15 protein-coding genes and 1 pseudogene are annotated in these 18,022 nt (G+C 70.8%); 11 read left to right on the forward strand and 5 right to left on the reverse strand.

Annotated features, from left to right (window positions below; translation table 11 throughout):
* Positions 1 to 1,167: 1,167 nt before the first annotated feature.
* From ACRYR2_RS22670 to ACRYR2_RS22685, 4 genes are all read left to right on the forward strand, one after another.
* Positions 1,168 to 1,596 carry a hypothetical protein gene (locus ACRYR2_RS22670; protein WP_432565160.1) on the forward strand — a complete coding sequence of 143 codons (429 nt, stop codon included), beginning with the start codon at positions 1,168 to 1,170 and terminating at the stop codon, positions 1,594 to 1,596.
* Between the two features lie 238 nt (positions 1,597 to 1,834).
* Complete coding sequence (locus ACRYR2_RS22675; RefSeq protein WP_432565161.1) at positions 1,835 to 2,272, forward strand: hypothetical protein; 438 nt, start codon at positions 1,835 to 1,837, stop codon at positions 2,270 to 2,272.
* 382 nt (positions 2,273 to 2,654) lie between these two features.
* Complete coding sequence (locus ACRYR2_RS22680) at positions 2,655 to 3,230, forward strand: helix-turn-helix domain-containing protein (protein WP_432565162.1); 576 nt, start codon at positions 2,655 to 2,657, stop codon at positions 3,228 to 3,230.
* Position 3,231: 1 nt separating this feature from the next.
* Complete coding sequence (locus ACRYR2_RS22685; RefSeq protein WP_432565163.1) at positions 3,232 to 4,548, forward strand: MFS transporter; 1,317 nt, start codon at positions 3,232 to 3,234, stop codon at positions 4,546 to 4,548.
* Positions 4,549 to 4,627: 79 nt separating this feature from the next.
* Here ACRYR2_RS22685 and ACRYR2_RS22690 read toward each other — a convergent pair whose 3' ends face one another.
* The 4 genes and pseudogenes from ACRYR2_RS22690 to ACRYR2_RS22705 all read right to left on the reverse strand — a co-directional run bounded on the left by ACRYR2_RS22690 (position 4,628) and on the right by ACRYR2_RS22705 (position 7,437).
* Entirely contained in the window at positions 4,628 to 4,933 is a 306-nt protein-coding gene (locus ACRYR2_RS22690) for an ATP-grasp domain-containing protein (RefSeq protein WP_432565164.1), read from the reverse strand.
* 317 nt (positions 4,934 to 5,250) lie between these two features.
* Entirely contained in the window at positions 5,251 to 5,994 is a 744-nt protein-coding gene (locus ACRYR2_RS22695) for an SDR family NAD(P)-dependent oxidoreductase (protein ID WP_432565165.1), read from the reverse strand.
* A gap of 128 nt (positions 5,995 to 6,122) precedes the next feature.
* Positions 6,123 to 6,377, reverse strand: a complete 255-nt coding sequence (locus ACRYR2_RS22700) for an N-acetyltransferase (protein ID WP_432565191.1) — start codon at positions 6,375 to 6,377, stop codon at positions 6,123 to 6,125.
* Positions 6,325 to 7,437: pseudogene (locus tag ACRYR2_RS22705) on the reverse strand (IS256 family transposase). The gene ACRYR2_RS22700 and the pseudogene ACRYR2_RS22705 overlap by 53 nt, the downstream one beginning before the upstream one ends.
* A gap of 874 nt (positions 7,438 to 8,311) precedes the next feature.
* Here ACRYR2_RS22705 and ACRYR2_RS22710 point away from each other — a divergent pair.
* The gene (locus tag ACRYR2_RS22710) at positions 8,312 to 9,199 is read left to right on the forward strand and encodes a GerMN domain-containing protein (protein WP_432565166.1); all 888 of its coding nucleotides are present in this window, start codon (positions 8,312 to 8,314) and stop codon (positions 9,197 to 9,199) included.
* Between the two features lie 1,178 nt (positions 9,200 to 10,377).
* Here ACRYR2_RS22710 and ACRYR2_RS22715 read toward each other — a convergent pair.
* Complete coding sequence (locus ACRYR2_RS22715) at positions 10,378 to 10,884, reverse strand: hypothetical protein (protein WP_432565167.1); 507 nt, start codon at positions 10,882 to 10,884, stop codon at positions 10,378 to 10,380.
* 241 nt (positions 10,885 to 11,125) lie between these two features.
* Here ACRYR2_RS22715 and ACRYR2_RS22720 point away from each other — a divergent pair, with 241 nt between their 5' ends.
* The 6 genes from ACRYR2_RS22720 to ACRYR2_RS22745 all read left to right on the forward strand — a co-directional run bounded on the left by ACRYR2_RS22720 (position 11,126) and on the right by ACRYR2_RS22745 (position 17,724).
* Positions 11,126 to 11,818 carry a response regulator transcription factor gene (locus ACRYR2_RS22720; RefSeq protein WP_432565168.1) on the forward strand — a complete coding sequence of 231 codons (693 nt, stop codon included), beginning with the start codon at positions 11,126 to 11,128 and terminating at the stop codon, positions 11,816 to 11,818.
* A gap of 150 nt (positions 11,819 to 11,968) precedes the next feature.
* Entirely contained in the window at positions 11,969 to 13,846 is a 1,878-nt protein-coding gene (locus ACRYR2_RS22725; RefSeq protein ID WP_432565169.1) for a sensor histidine kinase, read from the forward strand.
* A gap of 304 nt (positions 13,847 to 14,150) precedes the next feature.
* Positions 14,151 to 14,669, forward strand: coding sequence for a hypothetical protein (locus ACRYR2_RS22730; protein WP_432565170.1), 519 nt, complete (start codon positions 14,151 to 14,153; stop codon positions 14,667 to 14,669).
* Between the two features lie 145 nt (positions 14,670 to 14,814).
* Entirely contained in the window at positions 14,815 to 15,399 is a 585-nt protein-coding gene (locus tag ACRYR2_RS22735; RefSeq protein ID WP_432565171.1) for a DUF1453 domain-containing protein, read from the forward strand.
* A 136-nt stretch (positions 15,400 to 15,535) separates the two neighbouring features.
* A complete protein-coding gene (locus ACRYR2_RS22740; protein WP_432565172.1) occupies positions 15,536 to 16,162 on the forward strand; it encodes a response regulator in 627 nt (208 codons plus the stop codon).
* 131 nt (positions 16,163 to 16,293) lie between these two features.
* A complete protein-coding gene (locus ACRYR2_RS22745) occupies positions 16,294 to 17,724 on the forward strand; it encodes a sensor histidine kinase (protein WP_432565173.1) in 1,431 nt (476 codons plus the stop codon).
* Positions 17,725 to 18,022: the final 298 nt, after the last annotated feature.

An 18,022-nucleotide genomic window follows, 5' to 3' on the forward strand; every position in this document is an offset into this window, starting at 1 on the left:
GGGTTTCCTCGCTGCGCTCGGAAACCTGCGCTCGCGCTGCGCGCTCCCGCCGCGGCTATCGTTGCACTGCAGTAAGTTGCAGCGATCAAACTCCCTACCCCCTCGCTGCGCTCTGGGGCCCCGATCACCAACTAACTCTCCCCCGGAGTTTCACCTCGCTGCGCTCGGGCGAAACTCCTCAGCCTTGCACCTGCAAGTTCACGCCGCTGCGCGGCTAGATCGGTACCGCAAACTACGCCCTGAACAAAAAGTGACTCCCCATGCTGAGTGCAGGTGTCAGTGTTTGTCATAGTCGGGGGGATGCTGAACCGCCGGATTGGGCCTCAACAATATGGCTATGCCTGGTGGCCCGACGACGGGCAACAGTTGCCGATTACAGTCGTCGAACCCGGAGGGATGGGGTCGACGAAGTCAGTACAGCGACCGGCGGCAGGCGCTTGCTCGCAACGCATGACCTGCCGGGCGCCGAAGCGTCCGATGCTCACCGCGGTGCATGGATCGTCGCCTGCGTCGGTCAGGAGCATCACCGGCCCGCGAGCGCCGGGGCCGGCGGTGAGGTAGGTCGCGGGGATGAGGTCGGCGGGCGCAGGGTTCCGCCGGGCCGGCTTGTCCGCGGTGCTGATGCGCGTTGTCGTGTGTGGTCCACCAAGTTGGCGTGCTGTGCTCTGGGGCGCGAACTGCAGGGGTGATCCGCTGACGATGCGCTCATGCTGCGAACGCTGGTTGCTGAGCAGGGGTGAACGTCTTGCAGAGAGCTCATCGATGGTGATCGATGAGCTTAAGCATTACGCCGTGCCCTCATGGCCCTTGTGACGTCGCCGGCAGTCATCGAGCCTGGCGTCCTCACGGCCAACGTGATGGTGGTCGAGTCCTCAGTCGAGTCCTCAGGGGCGCGTGGCCGGCGCCGCTGTGGTGGTGACTGTTCGGCATCGGTGGCCGGTGGGGCCAGGACTGTGACCGGGCCCGGCACACCGGTGCCATCGGTGCACCCGTGTGGCACGCTGGACCCAGATGACGACGAGCGAACAGGACGACTCTTCAGCCCCATGACATTTGCGGCTCGACGACGTGGCAGCCACCAGGACGTTGCACCTCCTGGGACATTGCACCTACTGGGCTGCAGGTCGCACCACTGAACCGCCATCTGCAGCAGGCAGGAGTGATGACATGCCCCGGATCAACGCAGACCGCGCCGGCACCCTCACCCTGACCTCCTTCGCCACCCTCACCCTCCTGCCCCTGCTGGCCCTCCTGCCCCTGCGGGCCCCCGCGATGCCCGGTGAGCGGGTCCTCCTGCTGCTGGCCGCGGTGCCAGCTGCCGCACTGTTCAACTACCTCGCCGGCCACCTGACCGGCGACGCCGCTGAATCAGCTGGCTGCGCCGCTCACCGTCACGATGAGCAGCTGCAAGACATCCAGCGCCACCTCGCACAGCTGCAGGCCGCACAACGCAGTGCCACCACCATCCAGCCTTCCGCGCCGGTGACCCCACCGGTCAGTGAGCCCGTTCCCGGCCCCGGGACCGGCTCACCCATCAGCGGTGGCCACCTGGCCACCCTGGCCCGGCCCCCCGCAGGCCGACACCCCGGCAGCTGATACCGAGCTCAGTTCAGCCAAGTTCAGCTAAGCGCTCTTGCGAGCGCCGCACGACCTGGGCCGGCTCAGTCGCAGCAGGGCTAGAGCGCTGAGGCCCCTTCAGGTCATCACCGCCGTGTCATCTGCCCACCGCAGCGGCGCACCACCTCACCCAGTGACACACCCCACCACCCTCACAACGGGCCCCACGACCCATCCATGACACATCCGTCCGGGGCCCTTCCATCGGAGACCTTCCATGACTCAGACCCCCGCCTCCGCAAGCGCCGCGCACCTGCACACCAGCGACCCCAATGACGCTCATGGCAACGCCGACGGCAACGCCAAGGGCAACGGCCAGGACAAGGACAATGGCGCAGGCGTGGACGTCACCGACCTGACCAAAGCTCGCCGCAAGACCGAGTGCGACGTGGAGTGTGACGTTGAGTGTGACGTGCAGGACCTGGCCACCCGCGCAGCCCGAGCCCGCCAGATCAACGCCCACCGCGCCACCTACGCCGCCGCAGCCGTGCACCGGCACGGCCAAGTCAGCCGCAGCGACGCCGACGGCCTACCGCAAGCCCTCGTAGAACTGCTGGCCGACCTGCACCACCTGTGCGACAGCTGCGACCTCGACCTGGCGCCCCTGTACCAAGCCGCCGTCCTGGTCCACGCCCGCGAAACCCACGCCGCCTAAGCGACCCGCCACGTCAGGCCCGTCACTTCAGGCCCATCACCTCAAGACCCGCCGCCCCTGGCCCATGGCGCAGCCCTGCTCCACCAGGCAACGCCAGAGGCCACCAGGCAACGCCATGAGGCCGTCACGCCGTTCCACAGCCCCGCAATCTCTGCTCCTGCTCACCGCCGGCCCTGCGCAAGTCCCGACATGTCGCGGTCATCCGGCGCTGCGGCGTCTCTTCTCACCGCGCGGGCCGCGCGCTCGTGCCGGTGGCCGAACCGCCGGACAACACGCGGACGCTGATGGAAGCGCGGTGAGCGGCACGCGGCTCCAAACCACCACGCGGCACAACTTCACAACAAGTCTTGTACGTCATGTCTTGTGGCTCTAGGGTCAGGTTGTGACTCCCAAGGCCATGCACCTGACCGACCCCACTGCGATGCGGGCCTTGGCCCACCCCACCCGCTTGGCGCTGCTGGGCGAGCTGCGCAGCACCGGCCCCTCCACCGTGGGCCGGCTCTCGATCACCCTCGACGAGGCGCCGGGCTCGATCAGCTACCACCTGCAGCGCTTGGCAGCCATCGGCCTGATCGCTGAGGCACCCGAGCTGGCCGCCAACGGGCGCGAGCGTTGGTGGCGCGCCGAGCACGAGCTGACCACCGTGCTGCCCGCTGAGGACCGCACCGACCCTGAGCGCGCCGCAGCCGGCACCGCGCTGCGCCGCGAGTTCGCCCACCGCTGGGCCGCGCTGCACAAGCAGTACCTCGACACCGAGCCGACCCTGCCTGCCCAGTGGATCGCCGCCGCCACCCAAGGGGATCGACTGCTGCACCTGACTGCTGAGGAACTGGCCGAGCTCAGCGCCGAGCTGGAGCAGCTGGCCGATCGCTGGCAAGCCCGCTCCGATCGCGCCCGGGCAGGCGCTGAGCAGGTCGTCCTGCTGAGCTCGGCCTTCCGGCGACCCACCCACCGCTGACGTGCACAGCCCCGGCAGCGGCAGACACCTGCCCGACGCGCACGCCAGGCAGGCGCTGAGCCCGCGCACCCGGCTGTGGGCGGTGCTGGCCGCGCACACCACCAGCACCGCGGGCAACGCCGCCACCGCGATCGCACTGCCACTGTTCGTACTGGAGAGCACCGGATCCACCGCCCTGATGGGGGTGATCGGCGCCGCGGCGATCGCGCCCGTCGTCATCGGCGGCGTCTTCGGCGGCGTGCTCGTCGACCACTTCGGCTACCGACGCACCAGCATCGTCTCCGACGCCATCGGCGCCGCCACGATCGCCGCAGTGCCACTGCTGCACCTCACGCTCGGCCTGCCGTTCTGGGCCCTGCTCACCCTCGTCGTGGCCACCGGGCTGCTGGACACCCCCGGGCAAGCAGCCCGGCACGCGCTGCTGCCCGAACTCGCCGACGAAGCCGGCGTTGCCCTGGAGCGGGCCACGGGGTGGATGGACGCCGCAGAGCGAGCCGCACGACTGATCGGCGCCCCGATCGCCGGCGCGCTGGTCTCCTTGCTCGGTGCACCACTGGTCCTCGTCGTGGACGCGCTGACGTTCGTCGCCGCCGCCGTCCTGATCGCCGCCTCGCTGCCCCTCGCCCGACAAGACGCGGGGGGCGATGTCGAACCCGGTGCCGCCGGCGTGCTGGGAGGTGCGCGCGGGTACGTGCGCGAACTGCGGGTGGGACTGGCCTTCGTGCGCGGTGACCGGCTGCTGCTGGCCGTCATCGCGATGGTGGCCCTCACCAACGCCTTCGACGCGGCCTTCTCCAGCGTCGTGCTGCCCGTCTACGCCACGCAGCGCCTCGGTGGCGGCATCGATCTGGGGTTGCTCGTCGGCGCCTTCGGGGGCGGCGCCGTCATCGGCGCGTTCGCTTTCGGGGCGGTGGGATCGCGCTGGTCGCGGCGCCGGATCTTCGCGGTGGCGTTCCTGCTCGCCGGCGCCCCGCGCTTCGCGCTGCTGGCCCTGGATCCGGGGTTGGCGGTACTGCTGGCAGGCGCTGCGCTCAGTGGGCTGGCCGCCGGGGCGATCAACCCGATCCTGGGTGCGGTGCAGTTGGAGCGGGTCCCGGCCGGCACCCGCGCCCGCGTCGCCGGAGTGGTGGGAGCCGGTGCGTGGGCGGGTATGCCCATCGGCATCCTGGGTGCGGGGCTGTGGCTGGAGAACGGATCCCTCATCACGTTGCTCATCACCCTGGCGATCTCCTACCTGCTCATCACCCTGACCCCCGCCATCTTCCCCATCTGGCGAGACCTGGACCGGCGCCCACGCACCCCCACCGCCCAGCACTGAGGGCATCTCCCGCAGTCGTGCTCACCGCGTGCTGGGTGCTCGGTCATCCCGCAGCGCGGGCGTTGCGGGGGGGCAGCCGTCAGGCTCCGAACTCGGCGTACCCGCTCGCCTCGGCCTGCCCCACCGCCACGATCGGCTCGCCAGCCCGAGCCCGCGCCAGCTGCGTCTCCTCCGCCCGCCACGCCCAGCGACCGACGCCGGCGGTGTTGGCGTACTCGACCGCGTCCACGAAGACCACCGGGTCGCAGTCGTACGGACCCGAGGCCCACAGCGGATTGACCTCCACCACCAGCCACCGATCCTTCCCGCGATCCCAGGCCACGTCCAACGCGCACACCGACGGGCACTCCGACCCCAGCACCCGCACGGCGTGGCGAGCAAACACGGCCGCCTCCTCCGACCGGCCCGGCCAGCTGCAGCCGGGCGGCGTAGGCATCGACCGTCCAGAACGTCAGAGACTCGAACTCAGCCGCCCGCGGCACCTGACCGGCGTAGGACAAGAACAAGCGACGATCCCCGCGGCCCGGGGGCCAGACGCGGCGCGACAGTGCTGGCTTGCGCGATGACGCACAGGGCACCGGACACCTCAGCCACGCTGGCCGATCACCAGGTGGACCGTCCAGCCGATTGCCGGCTTCCCGGTTGCCCACCGGCAGCACACCCCTCGACCCTCGCGGTCATCCCGCGCTGCGTGCGATGCGTTCAGAGCGCTTCAGGGTCCTGGCCGTAGGCGGCGCGTCCGCCGTCGACGGGCAGGACGGCGCCGTTGACGAACCCCGCAGCGGGTGAGAGCAAGAACGCGACGACGTCGGCGACCTCAGCCGGAGTGCCAACCCGCCCCAAGGGGTGCAGCGTGGCCATCTGCTGCGCGACCTCGGGGTGGGTGGCCAGGTGCTGCTCGTAACGGGTGGTGGCGATGGAGCCCAGCGCGACAGCGTTGGTGCGGATGCCCTCGGGGCCGTGGTCCACCGCGACGGCCCGGGTCAGTCCTTCGACGGCGGCCTTGGCGGTGGCGTAGGGCAGCGCCCCCCGCACGGGCCGTTGAGCCTGGTGGGAGGAGACGTTGACGATTGCCCCTGGACGATCGTGGCGGCGGTAGTGGGTGACGGCGGTGTGGCAGCCGGTCAAGGCCAGCGCCAGGTTGGCGGTGATGGCCCGCGCGATGTCGTCGACACCGGCGCTCAGCAGAGTGGCATCGCGGAAGACGGCGGCGTTGTTGACCCACCCGCTCAGCGGTCCCAGCGCCTCGGCCCGCTCAGCGGCGCGGGCCGCGACCGCGGAATCGCCGGCATCGCCGGTGAGCAGGTGGACGTCGTCGTGCCGCCAGTCGAGGTCGCCGGTGATGTCAAGGACGATGACTGGCCCTTCGCGGGTGAGGCGTTCGGCGATGACGCGGCCCACGCCCTGCGCGGCGCCGGTGACGACGAAGGAAGGGCGGACGGGCACGGGTGGACTCCTCAGCGGCAACGACAACGGCAGCGGCAGCGGCAGGGCGCCTCAAGCCTGGTGCGTGTCCGTCTGGGACGTCTACCCCCAACTGCTTCGCCCATGACGTCCTGCGGGCGACGTCGCGGTCATTCCGCTGTCGTGGACGTCGAGCGGTGCGACAGCACCGGTCGCTTGCTCGACTTCGCGGATGCGATCAGTCGAAGCTCCGGACAAAGCGACGTCCCAGACGTTCCGCGGACCCGCGCACCTCGACGAGGTCGGTCGCCACCCCAGCCCGCCCGCTCGTAGGCGCTGATCGCTCGTGCGTTGTCGGCGATCACCCACAGCTCACCGCGCCGAAACCGCGCCCGGCCAGCGTGCTTCTGCGCGTGCTCGAGCAGCGCCCGCCCTGTCCCTGAGACCTCCCGCGGGGAACGCCGTGAAGACCAGAACGTCGGCGCGGGCGCCGTCCAGGCGGGCGTCGACCTTCGGCAGTTTGGTCTCCACTGCATCCAGCAGCCGGTCGAACTGGGCGTGCACGGAGTCGGCGTCAGGCTGGTCGTAGACGCTGTGCAGCAACGTTTTCACCCAATGCCAGCTGGTCTTCGGGGTCACCGCCATCAAGTTCGCGGCGTAATGCGTGCGACACCGCTGCCACCACGCGCCCGGCAGGGTGGCGCCGATCGCGGCGACCAGCCCAGCGTGGGCGTCCGACGTCACGAGCCGGACACCCACTCAAGCCGCGGGCGGTGAGGTGCGCCGAAGAACCCCAACCAGCCCGCGCCGTCCTCGGCCGAGGAGGTCTGCAAGCCCAGCCTCCCGGTGCCCATCGACGTTGACTCCGACCGCCAACATCGCGTGCACGTCCACGACGCGGCCGTCCTCACGGACCTCCGTCACCAAGGCATCGGCGGCGACGAACGTGTACGGCCCTGAGTCCAGGCGGCGGGTGCGGAACGCCTCGACCTGGGCGCCGAGATCCTTGGCCACCTCGCCGACCTGCGACTTCGACAACCGCGTGATCCCCAGCGTCTCGACCAGCTTCTCCATCCAACGGGTCCAGACGCCCAGCAAGTAGGCGGTCGCCACCACGGTGGTCAGGGCCCGCTCTGCCCGGCGGCGGCGCTCAGCAGCCAGTCGGGAAGTACGAGCCGACACGCAACGTGGGGATGGCCACGTCGATCGTGCCCAGGCGGGTGTCGAAGTCCGACGGTTGGCACTGTGGCGGTAGCCGTTGCGGACGTTGACCCGCTCGGGGCCGGTGGCGCCGTACTCGGCGCCGCAGACGGCGTCGGCCTCGGCCGGCATCAGGGTGTCGATGAAGGAGGGCAGCGTGCTGCGCATCAGGTCCGGGCTGGCCTGGGACAGGTGCTCGTCCAGGAGGCGGGCACGATCCATCGTGGGGGTGGCGCTCATCGCGGTGTCCTCTCCGACCTTGAGCGGGAACTCAGTTCGAGGCATCACGCGGTGGCCGCCTCACACGTCGGTGGACACGCCCTCACTTACGGCGCCGTACACCACTCCGGTGGACTCCACTCGTCTTCGAAGGCCAGGACACGGGCGCCGGTGCCGGCACGTCCAGCGGGACGACGAACTCAGCCGACGAGCTGGCGGTCGACTGAGCCACAGCCGAGACCGGCGCGGGCGCCGCGCTCGATCGCGGCGCCGACGTCTCGGTGCCCTGGCTAGCTGCTAGGTCGGCCGACACCGCAGGACGCCGGCCACGCTGGGTGATGACGACCACGGCACGGCGAGGGTGCTCCCCGCTGCTCTCCTGACCCTGATCGGGTGATGCCCCTCTCGGCACACACCTCCACCAGCTTGAGCCTCGATCGCTGGTCCTCCGCTCTTGGCACGACGCGGTGACTGACCCCACGGGCCGTCGAGGAAACCATCCCGTGCGTTCGCCACCTCGGACACGACGTTCACACCGAGGGAATCAGGGGACTGCGCGTCGGCGTACTGCGGCCCGAGGACCCGACAGGATCCTTCGACCTGGGTAGCAGCCGCCGCCGGGACGTTCGACTCTGCCGTACCGCGCGGACCAGAGCAGGATGCTCCCACGAGGCGCCCCGGTCCAAACGCTTGAGCGCGGCCGAAGTCCTGCAACGCGGCGGGTGGCCCGCCCCCGGGCCGAGCGGCTCGGTTCCCTCGCCGACGGGGCGGGGGGAGGCACGAAGCCCACAGGGGGGCGGCGACGATGCCCAGGACGATGCCCAGAACGATGCCCAAGACGATGCCCAGGACGCGACGTACGACGATGCCCGGGCCGCGAACCACCAGACCGGTCCGGGCGGCGGACCCCGGCGGCTCGCCGGGAAAGGGGTTCCGGCGCGTGCTCCAGCGACTCCGGCCACTGGTGGCCGCGGTCCTCACGCTGGTGGGTACGACGCTAGGCGCAGTTCCCGCTTCCGCTGCCACGGCACCGCCCACACCGACCCTGGTCGGCATCCGCGCGGCCCACCACACCGGCTACGACCGCCTCGTGTTCGACTTCCACGGCGGCCTGCCCTCCCGGATCACCACCGGCTACGTCGGCGAACTGCTCGGCGACGGCAGCGGCCTGCCCGTGCCGCTGCCCGGTCAAGCCAAGCTGCAGATCCGGTTCGAGGGCACCGACGCCCACGACGAGGCCGGCGCCCCGACCGCTCCCGGCGCCCTGGCCCTGCCGTTGCCCAACGCGATGTCGCTCGTGCGCGCCGGCGACTACGAGGCCGTCACCACCTACGGCGTCGGTCTGGCCCTGCGCCAGCCCTACCGCGTGTTCACGCTGCGCTCTCCCGATCGGGTGGTCCTCGACGTCGACGCCGCCTTCCGCACCGTGAACCGCCAGGTCTGGTTCTTCGACGAGGGCAGGTTCGTCCGCAACACCCCACCCTTCGTCGTCCCCGTCCTGCGCCCGGTCCTGCCGGGAACGCCGGCCACCGGGGTCAGCGACCGGCTCTTCGCCGGCCCCACCGCCGCCGAGGCGGCCAGGGGACTGCGGTTCCTGCCCTCGGGCGCCACCGGCTACCGCGGGCTGTCCATCACCGGCGGCACCGCACGCATCCAGCTCACCGGTGGATGCAGCAGCGGCGGATCCACCGTCAGCATCGCCGGGCAGCTCCTGCCCACGCTGCGGCAGTTCCCCACCGTGCAGGCCGTCAAGATCTTCGACCCGGCCGGATCCACCCAGAACCCGACCGGCCCGCACGACTCGATCCCCGACTGCCTGGAACCCTGACCGCCTGGAGACCCGACCGCCTCGAACCCGGGCAACTGGCTCGTCCGTCAGAACGCGACCTCGCCGCCCACCTGGCCACCAACAGCCAGACGGCTGCCAGCTGCCTGGCTGACCGCGCCCCACACCGGTCCTCCACCCGGCACACGCCTACCGTTGCGGTCAACGTCCACACGCAGAAGCACCCTGCCGAGACAATGACGTTGCAAGGGCCTGAACCAGCGCTGCAGTCATCACGTGACATCCCGCCCTGGGACGGTTCCCGCGGGCGTGTCGGGCGATGCCTGCAGCGCTGGTCACGGACCTCGGGCTGGGACACATCGCGTGGAGGTGAACAGAACGGCTCTCCCTGTCTCATCTGATCTGTTCCGACGTCTCAGCGATCTGTGCCAGCAACAGGTGGGAGTCACACCTGTGTCGATACCCGACCTGCCGAGCGCGTTCCAACGCCGGATCCCGTCGTAGTTCGAGAACACTTCTCACGCCACGCTGACCTCGTCCGCGCACGTCTTCGGACATCGGCGTGCGACGCTGGCGACATGGTTGAAACGTTGGGCACCAGCGGCATCGGTTCGACTCCTGCACCTGTGCCTCTTGCAGCAGGGCCGCAAGCAACATCGGCCTGCGACGAGTGCCATCCCCGAAGGTCGCGCGCTGTGTGGTCTTGGCGCGGCACCGACGCCACTGGCCGTTCGTGGCGCGCGGTCGTGTGCCAAACCCATCTGAACCTGCTCGAGGAGGAGATCGCCGCCCGCGGAGGCGCGGGTTCCCTCGACCCCCTCTCCTGACCACGGCGCTGCACCAGCAACCACCCACCGTGGACTGCCGCCACCCCGGCTGAACCCTCATCCACAGCGCCTCGACAGCGGCGTCGGCCTCCGCACCGTCGAGTCCGAGAAGTTGAGGGCGCCAAGCTGCCGCGGATCGCTCTGGCGATCTGCGTGGAGGCGGGAGCCAGTAGCCTCCAGCTCTCGAAGGATTCGACCTGATCGACCAGCAGCCGCGCACCCGAGCCGATGACCGGTCCCAGTGGAGGTGATCGGGCACCGCGCAGCCACCGCCGCGCCCTGCGCACCGGTACCGCGGAGCCGCCTGGGTCGGCAGCTCCGCGGTGCTCGGGAACGCCCCTCGATGTCGAGGTTGGTCAGGATGAAGCCTCCGTACCGCTCGGTGGGAAGGGCTCAGGCCCGGCCCAGCGTGAAGGTCACCGTCGGGTTGAAGCCGCTGATGCTGGTGTGGGAGATGGTGTACAGCGCTGCGTTGGTGCCGGAGACGTCCTGCCCGGTCGAGTCGGTACCGAAGAAGGGCACCTGTGCCTCGAGGTGGAAGATCGTGCCGTCAGGCGCGGAGTAGTCCGCCGCGATGTCGATGCCCTCGACGTTCGAGCTGCTCGCCGAGGCCGTCGGGGAGTCGCCGACCCCGATGGTTTGCGGGAACTGCTGGCCCCAGCTGCCGTGGGCCTTGTACTGGTCGAGCAGGGTCAGCGTCTGGCCGGTGTTGTTCACCACGGTGATGGCGACCGACGTGCTGGACTTCAGCACCGGCGCGTCGGAGGAGGTGGTGCTCGCCGGCGCGGCCGCACGGGCCGGGGCCTGCTCGGTGGTGCTGTCCGCCGAAGCGGCCGACAGCGCGGTCAGCGAAAGCGCAGCGGTGAGCACGGCGCCGGAGGCGACGAGGATTCGCTTCATGGTGATGACTCCCTGGTGTCGGATAGGTGCGGGTGCGGCGGACTCACGACCTCGACGCCGGCGGCGGGTGGCCGGCCTTCTGGACCGCCGCTGCGGAGGCTAGGCGTGCGGACAGCTGCCCACATCAGGGTCAACCCTGAGACGGTGCGTCGGTGCGCAGTACGTTCGGCCCACCAGTCGTGACAGCGGGTGCATCGGCCGTCTGCGCCCACTGGAGTTCCACGAGGAGGGCTGGGTCGTCATGCCGCGACAGCAGGACGGTCGAGCGCCGACGCTCACCGGCCCGGTGCGTGTGGTTCTCGCCGATGACGCCCCCTTGGTGCGCGAAGGCGTTGCCTTGGTCCTGCGTGAGGCCGGCATCGAGGTGCTGGAGCAGGTCGGCGACGGGCGCGCTCTGCTGGGGGCCGTGGCCCGGCACCGGCCCGACGTGGCGGTCATCGACGTGCGCATGCCCCCCACCGGCACCGTTGAGGGGTTGCAGGCGGCCGCCGTGATCCAGCGCACCCACCCAGCCACCGGTGTGCTGCTGCTGTCCAACCACTGCGAAACCCAACACGTGCAGGAGTTGCTGGACGAGGCTCCGGCGGGAGTCGGGTACCTGCTCAAGGAACGTGTGGTCGACACCGCGTCGTTCGTCACGGCCGTGCGGGCTGTGGCGCAGGGCTCGTGTGCGGTGGACCCGCAGGTGCTCGACGCCTTGCTGGCCCATCGGCGCGTCCGCGCAAGCTTGCTCGCGCTCACCGTGCGCGAGCAGGAAGTCCTGGCGGCCATGGCGGTCGGGGCCTCCAACTACGCCCTCAGCCGTCGCTTCGGCGTCTCGCTGAAGACAGTGGAGAGCCACATCGCGAGCATCTTCCGCAAGTTGAACCTGACGGACGATGTCGACGAGCACCGGCGGATCAAAGCTGTCCTGGCCCACCTGCGCAGCACCTGACGTCCGGCGGGTGCACGCCGGTGGTCGACGATCACGCGGGAAACCCTGACGAACTCCGGTGCCACCGCTCGGTGCGGTGGCACCGGCCGCCGTGCCTGCACCACCATCGGGCTCAGGCTGGCCTGACCCACCTCAGGAAGGGTGAGCGTGGTGCTCGACCTCGGTGCCGTGCACCGCCCGTCCCAGCGTTCGGACGTCGTGGTGCTGGTGCTGGCCGGCGCACTGGCGGTGACTTCAGCGCTGCCTCCACTCCTGGGCGGACTCGCTCCCCCGGCGCTGGTGGTGCGCTCGCTCAGCGGGGCGCTGTTCATCGCCGCCGGAGGCATCGCCTGGTACCGGGGCGCGCCGCACCGGCTGGGGTGGCTGTTCGTCCTGGCCGGGTGCGCTTCGTGCCTGGTCAACCTGGGTCTGTGGAACGCACCATGGGCAGCGGTACTGCGTTTGGCCACCGGTGGGTACTCCTGGTTCGGGGCTGTGCTGGGGCACCTGCTGCTGACGTACCCCACCGGAAGGGCCCGGGGAGGTCTGAACCGCCTGGCGATCGGCTGCCTGTACACGGTCAACGCCGCGTACGTGGCCGGGCAACTGCTGATCGGCGATGAACAGGGCCGGCGCAACTGTCTTCCCGACGGCTGCCCGGGCGTCTTCGCGCCTCCGATCGCCTCCGAGACGGCCGTGCAGGTACAGCGCTGGGCGCATGTGGTGCTGAGCCCCGCGGCCACGGCTCTGGCCGTGGTCGCCGCGCTGCGGCGCTGGCGCGCGGCAGATCTGCCCGAGCGGCGCCTGATGCGCCCGGTGCCGCTGACGGTGGCGGCCGGAGTGGGTCTGGGGCTGAGCACGGTGCTGGCTCGGGCGCTGGGCTGGGACGCGCACGACGCCACTCGCGTGATCATCGCTGTGGTGTGGGGTGCCGGCACCAGTGCGATCGCCGCGCACCTGCTGCTGCACGTGCTGCGGGTGCGGCTGGTGATGTACGGCATGGGCGAGCTGGTGCGCGGGCTGGACCCCACGACCTCCCTGGCCCACGTGCAGGAGGTGCTGCGTCGGGTGCTGCGCGACCCCACTGCCCAGGTGCTCGTGGCCGGGACCGATGGCCACGACTTCTACGACGTCGACGGCTCGCCGGTCGCGGCCGGGACCGCGCACCGGACGTGGCACCCCATCGGCACTCCACCGGCGGGAGCGCTGGTGCACAACAGCGCCTCTCCACCCGATCTGCAGGTGCTGGACGGGGTGTTGCGGGCGCTGGCGCTGCTGGTGGGAAACCTGCGCCTCCAGGACCAGCTGCAAGAGCAGCTGCAGCAGGTCCGCGCCTCACGGTCACGACTGGTCGATGCCGCTGACGCCGAGCGGCGGCGCATCGAGCGCGATCTGCACGACGGAGCCCAGCAGCACTTGGTCGTCTCCGCGCTCGACGTGCGCCTGGCACGCGAGCGCCTGCGACAGAACCCGGTGCAGGCCGAAGAACTGCTGGAGCAGGCCGAGGAGCACCTGCGGGCAGCGGTGCAGGAGATCCGAGCACTGGCGCGCGGCCTGCATCCGGTGCTGCTGCACGAACGAGGCATCGGTGCAGCGGTGAAGTCCCTGGCCGAGCGGTTGCCCTTGCAGGTCGCAGTCGAGGATGCGACCACCCGCCGCTACCCGCTGGCGATCGAGAACGCCGCCTACTTCGTCCTCGCCGAGTCGCTGGTCAACGTCGTCAAGCACGCCGGCACCGCCGAAGCGGTCGTACGGCTGCACGAGGAAGGCAGAACCTTGCTGCTCGAAGTGCTCGATCGCGGCCGGGGCCTGGGACCTGGCCCCTTGGGCGGCGACCACGGCGATCCGGGCGCCGAGGAGTACGGATCGAGGACGACCGGCGGGTCGGGGTTGCCCGGGCTGGCCGATCGCGTCGCCACGGTGGGCGGCACGTTGCAGCTGAGTGACGTCCCAGGCGGCGGAACCCGGGTGCACGCTCGCCTACCGGTGCCCGCCGCACCGCGACGGGATGCCGGCCTCGGCGCACCCGAGGCGCCGGTCGACGAGTGAAGCTGCGCACCGCAGCACCGCAGCACCGCAACACCGCGCGCTGATTCCACCGCGGGCTTCCGCAGACGCGGAGTGGAGTGATCCCTGCAGCGCCCGTGTCGCTCGTACTGGTTGTCCAGACCAGCCGGCTTCCCCCGATCGGAGGAGGCCAGCATCACCCTGTGCACCCTCCGAACAGCCGAAGGAGCCGGAGTCGCGGGGGCAGCAGAGTTGTCGCAGACGCCGGGACCACCCGGCGGCGAAGCACCAGACAGCAGCACCCCACCAACCGCGCACCACCTCGAGAACCCACCTGGAGAACACCATGAACCGCAAGATCGCCCGCTACACCCTGCTGCCCCTGGCCGGCCTGGGCTTCAGCGCCGCCGCCCTGCTGGGCACCGGCGCCGCCGCCAACGCCGCCACCCCCGCCCAGTCCAGCACCACCGCCGTCGCGGCGACCTCCTCGGCCGGGGCGGGCAACGGCTCGCAATCCACCCACTCCACCGCCATGACCATCAACCTGGCCAACAACACCGACCAGGACCTCACCCTGGTCAGCTCCTCCAACCCCTACGGGTCTTGGAAGACGCCCGCGCCGCAGACCATCAAGGCGCACACCACCGGCACCATGTCCGACACCAGCAGCAACATCGAAGGTGCCCAGATCGACGCCACCTACGCCCTGCCCGACGGCACCCAGGTCAGCATCCAGGGCCTGGTGCCGCTGGTCGGCTCCAACGGCGTCTCCGGCAGCACCACCAACCCCGCCGCCTACACCCTGCACGGCCAGAGCGCCTCGGGCTGGAGCCCCACGTTCAACTTCCAGCTCTCCGCCAAGTGACTTCTTGACCGCGCACCGGGCCGGTGGTGGGTGAGGCCGTACCGCCCCACCCACCACCGGCCCGCCGACCACGGCGAGGAGACCGGCACTGTCCCGGCACGCCACCACCTGCGAACGACCCGTCACCGCCCACAGGAGCCCGCACGTGTCCCCCTTGCAGATGACGGCCTTGATCGCCCTGAGCACCTGGGCCGTCTACCAGCAGACCCGCACCATGCCGATCACCCACGGAGCGCGCCGCTTCGCCCTGCCGGCCCTGTACGCAGGGACCGCCCTGATCGTCGGCGGCTTCGGCGCCCCCCACGACCTGACCGGGTGGGCCCTGCTGCTGACCGGCCTGGCCCTCAGCGTGGCCGTCGGCATCGCCCGTGCCCGCCTCACCCGCGTGTGGACCACCTCCGACGGCCGCGTCCTGCGCCGCGGCACTGCGGTGACCGTCGGGTTGTTCCTGGGGCTGATCGCCGCCAAGTTCGCCCTGGGAGCCCTGGCCTGGGCGGCAGGAACCAGCACCGGCGGCGGCTTCGGCCAGATCCTGCTCATGATCGCCGTCATGGTCGCGGTGCAGGCCGAACTCCTGGACCTCCGCAGTCGGCAGGCGGCCCGGTTCCCGGCCTCACGCATCACCGCAGCGGACCGGCGCCCCACCGCACACCGCCCGATCCCACGAACCCGGTCCCGGAACCGCCGACCCCTGCTCGGGGTTGCGCCAGGTTCAGCGCCGCAGAGGTGACCACGAGCCCGCAGCAGAGGACACTCACGCCATCTGCACCGGCCAGCCGGCCGGTGGGTGCGGCGGAGCAACCGGCCGGCACCTCGACGGGTGGGGAAGCAGCGGTGAGGCAGCGGTGAGGAGTTCGTCAGCCAAGGTGCAAGCGGTCGTCGGAGACGACCACCCGATGTTCCGCGAAGGCGTGGTCCGTGCACTGGAGTCCAGCGGCCAGGTCGACGTCGTGGCTCAGGCCGGTGACGGGCGAGATGCGCTGAACGCCGTCCGGGAGCACCACCCCGACGTGGCCGTGCTGGACTACCGGATGCCCGAACTCGACGGCGCCCAGGTCGCCGCCGCCGTGCGCCGCGACGGCCTCGGCACCCGCGTCCTGCTGCTGTCGGCCCACACCGAGTCGGCGATCGTCTACCACGCCCTGCAGGAGGGCGCGGCGGGTTTCCTGCCCAAGGAGTCCAGCCGGGCGGAACTGGTCAGCGCCGTCCTGAACTGCGCCCGCGGCCAGGACGTCGTCCCTGCTGCCCTGGCCGCCTCGCTGGTCGGGGAGATCCGCCAGCGCCGCAACGACGACCGCCCGGCCTTGAGCGAGCGGGAACGCCAGGTGCTCACCCTGATCGCCGAGGGCGTCACCGTTCCCGGCATGGCCCGCCGCTTGTACCTGGCCCCCTCCACGGTCAAGACCCACGTGCAGAACCTCTACGAGAAACTGGGCGTGTCCGATCGCGCGGCAGCGGTGGCCGAGGCGATGCGCCGGGGACTCCTGGAATGAGGACCTCTGGCACGAGGACTGCTGGGACGAGGACTGCTGGGACGAGGACTGCTGGGACGAGGACTGCTGGGACGAGGACTCCTCCACAGAAGCGGCGCAACCACGGTCCCAGACACGAGGCGGTGCACGAAGTGACAGGTTCCCGCCTGGCCCGTCCGCGCGCCGCGGGTTCGCGCCAGCAGGTCGTCGAGCACTACACCGAGCAGGCGGTACAGGTCACCACCGCGCTGCGCATCCCCCTCATCGTGCTGTTGTCCCTACTCGGTTGGGTGGTGCCCGTCGAGCACTTCCACCCCGAGACCTACCGCACGGTCCTGCTGATCTACACCGGCTGGGCCATCGGTCTGCTGCTGACCCTGCCCAGGCTGCGGGGAACCGCCTGGTTCAACTGGTTCTACTGGATCTGCGCCGCCGCCGACGTGGCCGCCCTGGCCGCCCTGTCCGCCGCCAGCGGCGGGGCCAGCTCCCTGCTGCAGCCGGTGTTCGCCTTGCTGCCCATCGTGCTGGCCTTCCAGTACCGGCCCGCCCTGACCGCAGCCGTCGGCCTGGCCACCTCCATCGGCTACCTCGTCCTGTGGCTGCTGCACCCCGACCGGTCGGCTCCGCTGCCCGACTCGGTCATCTGGCTGCACTTCGCCTTCCTGCTGTGGTTGGCCGGGGCCACCACCGGTCTGTCCCTGCTGCTGCTGCACCGCTCCGCGGCAGTCCTGACCCTGCTGGAAGCCCAGCAGCGACTGGTCGCCGACGCCTTGACCGCCGAGGAACGCGAACGCAAGCGCATCGCCGAGCACCTGCACGACGGACCCCTGCAAGATCTCCTGGCCGCCCGCTGGGACGTCGAAGCCGCCCTCGAACGCTTCCGCGGCCAGGACGACCACGACGAGGACCACCGGGACGCCGAAGACCGGGACGCCGAGGACCTGGTACGTGCCGAGGCCACGCTGCGGCGCGCGGCCACACAACTGCGCTCCATCGTCACCGTCTTGCACCCCCAGGTCCTGTCCCAGCTCGGGCTAGGACCGGCCCTGCGGGAACTGGCCGAGCAGCAGGCGCAGCGCGGCGGGTTCGACGTCGAGGTCGACGTCGAGGTCGGCGTCGAGGTCGGCGTCGAGGTCGGCGCCGACGACGGCGCCCAGCCGCACTCGGAGCAGAACGCCGAGCCGGTGCGGGAAGTGGTCTACAGCCTCGCCCGCGAACTGCTGACCAACGTCACCAAGCACGCCCACGCCCACCACGTCACCGTCGACCTGCGTGAGACCGACGAGCCGTCACCAGGCGAACGCAGATCCCAGACCCGCAACCGCGCCAGCCGGTCGATCCAGCTGACGGTCACCGACGACGGCACCGGCTTCGACCCAGCGGTCCTGCCCCAGCGGCTGCAGCAGGGGCACATCGGCCTGAGCTCCCAGGTCCTGCGGGTGCAGACCGTGGGAGGGCAGGTCGACATCACCACCCCGCCGGAGGGCGGGACCCGCGTCCAGGTCACCGTTCCCGTGTCCACAGCCGGCTCGCTGGCTCCAGGAGCCGGCACATCCAGGGCCACCGTTGATCGCACCGGTTGATCGAGGCGCCTGTCCTGCCCCACCCCGCCGTCCGCGCGCTGCGCATCCTGGAGACCAACGCCGCGGCAGAACGTGAAAGGCCGAGGAGGACGGCCGGCGTGTTCGTGGTGCTGGGTGTGGTGGTGATCATCGAGTTCTCGGGCAGGAAGGGGAGGACAGGAAGGACGCCCCACCGATGCGGTACCCCACGAGTGCTGGTCGGAGGAACAGCGATCAGGTGTCCGTGGCCGGGTTGTGGGTGGACGGGTGCGGTTGCCGCACCGAAGCGCTGCGCCCGCACCCCTGCGGGAGCCCAGCG

This window comes from Kineococcus deserti (assembly GCF_050871945.1).
In the GTDB taxonomy this organism is placed as follows: Bacteria; Actinomycetota; Actinomycetes; order Actinomycetales; family Kineococcaceae; genus Kineococcus.

What these genes read in the sequence shown, in the direction of transcription:
- ACRYR2_RS22730 (WP_432565170.1), top strand. Translation starts at nt 14,151, where the DNA reads ATGAACCGCAAGATCGCCCGCTACACCCTGCTGCCCCTGGCCGGCCTG.
- ACRYR2_RS22675 (WP_432565161.1), top strand. Translation starts at nt 1,835, where the DNA reads ATGACTCAGACCCCCGCCTCCGCAAGCGCCGCGCACCTGCACACCAGC.
- ACRYR2_RS22670 (WP_432565160.1), top strand. Translation starts at nt 1,168, where the DNA reads ATGCCCCGGATCAACGCAGACCGCGCCGGCACCCTCACCCTGACCTCC.
- ACRYR2_RS22720 (WP_432565168.1), top strand. Translation starts at nt 11,126, where the DNA reads ATGCCGCGACAGCAGGACGGTCGAGCGCCGACGCTCACCGGCCCGGTG.
- ACRYR2_RS22715 (WP_432565167.1), bottom strand. Translation starts at nt 10,884, where the DNA reads ATGAAGCGAATCCTCGTCGCCTCCGGCGCCGTGCTCACCGCTGCGCTT.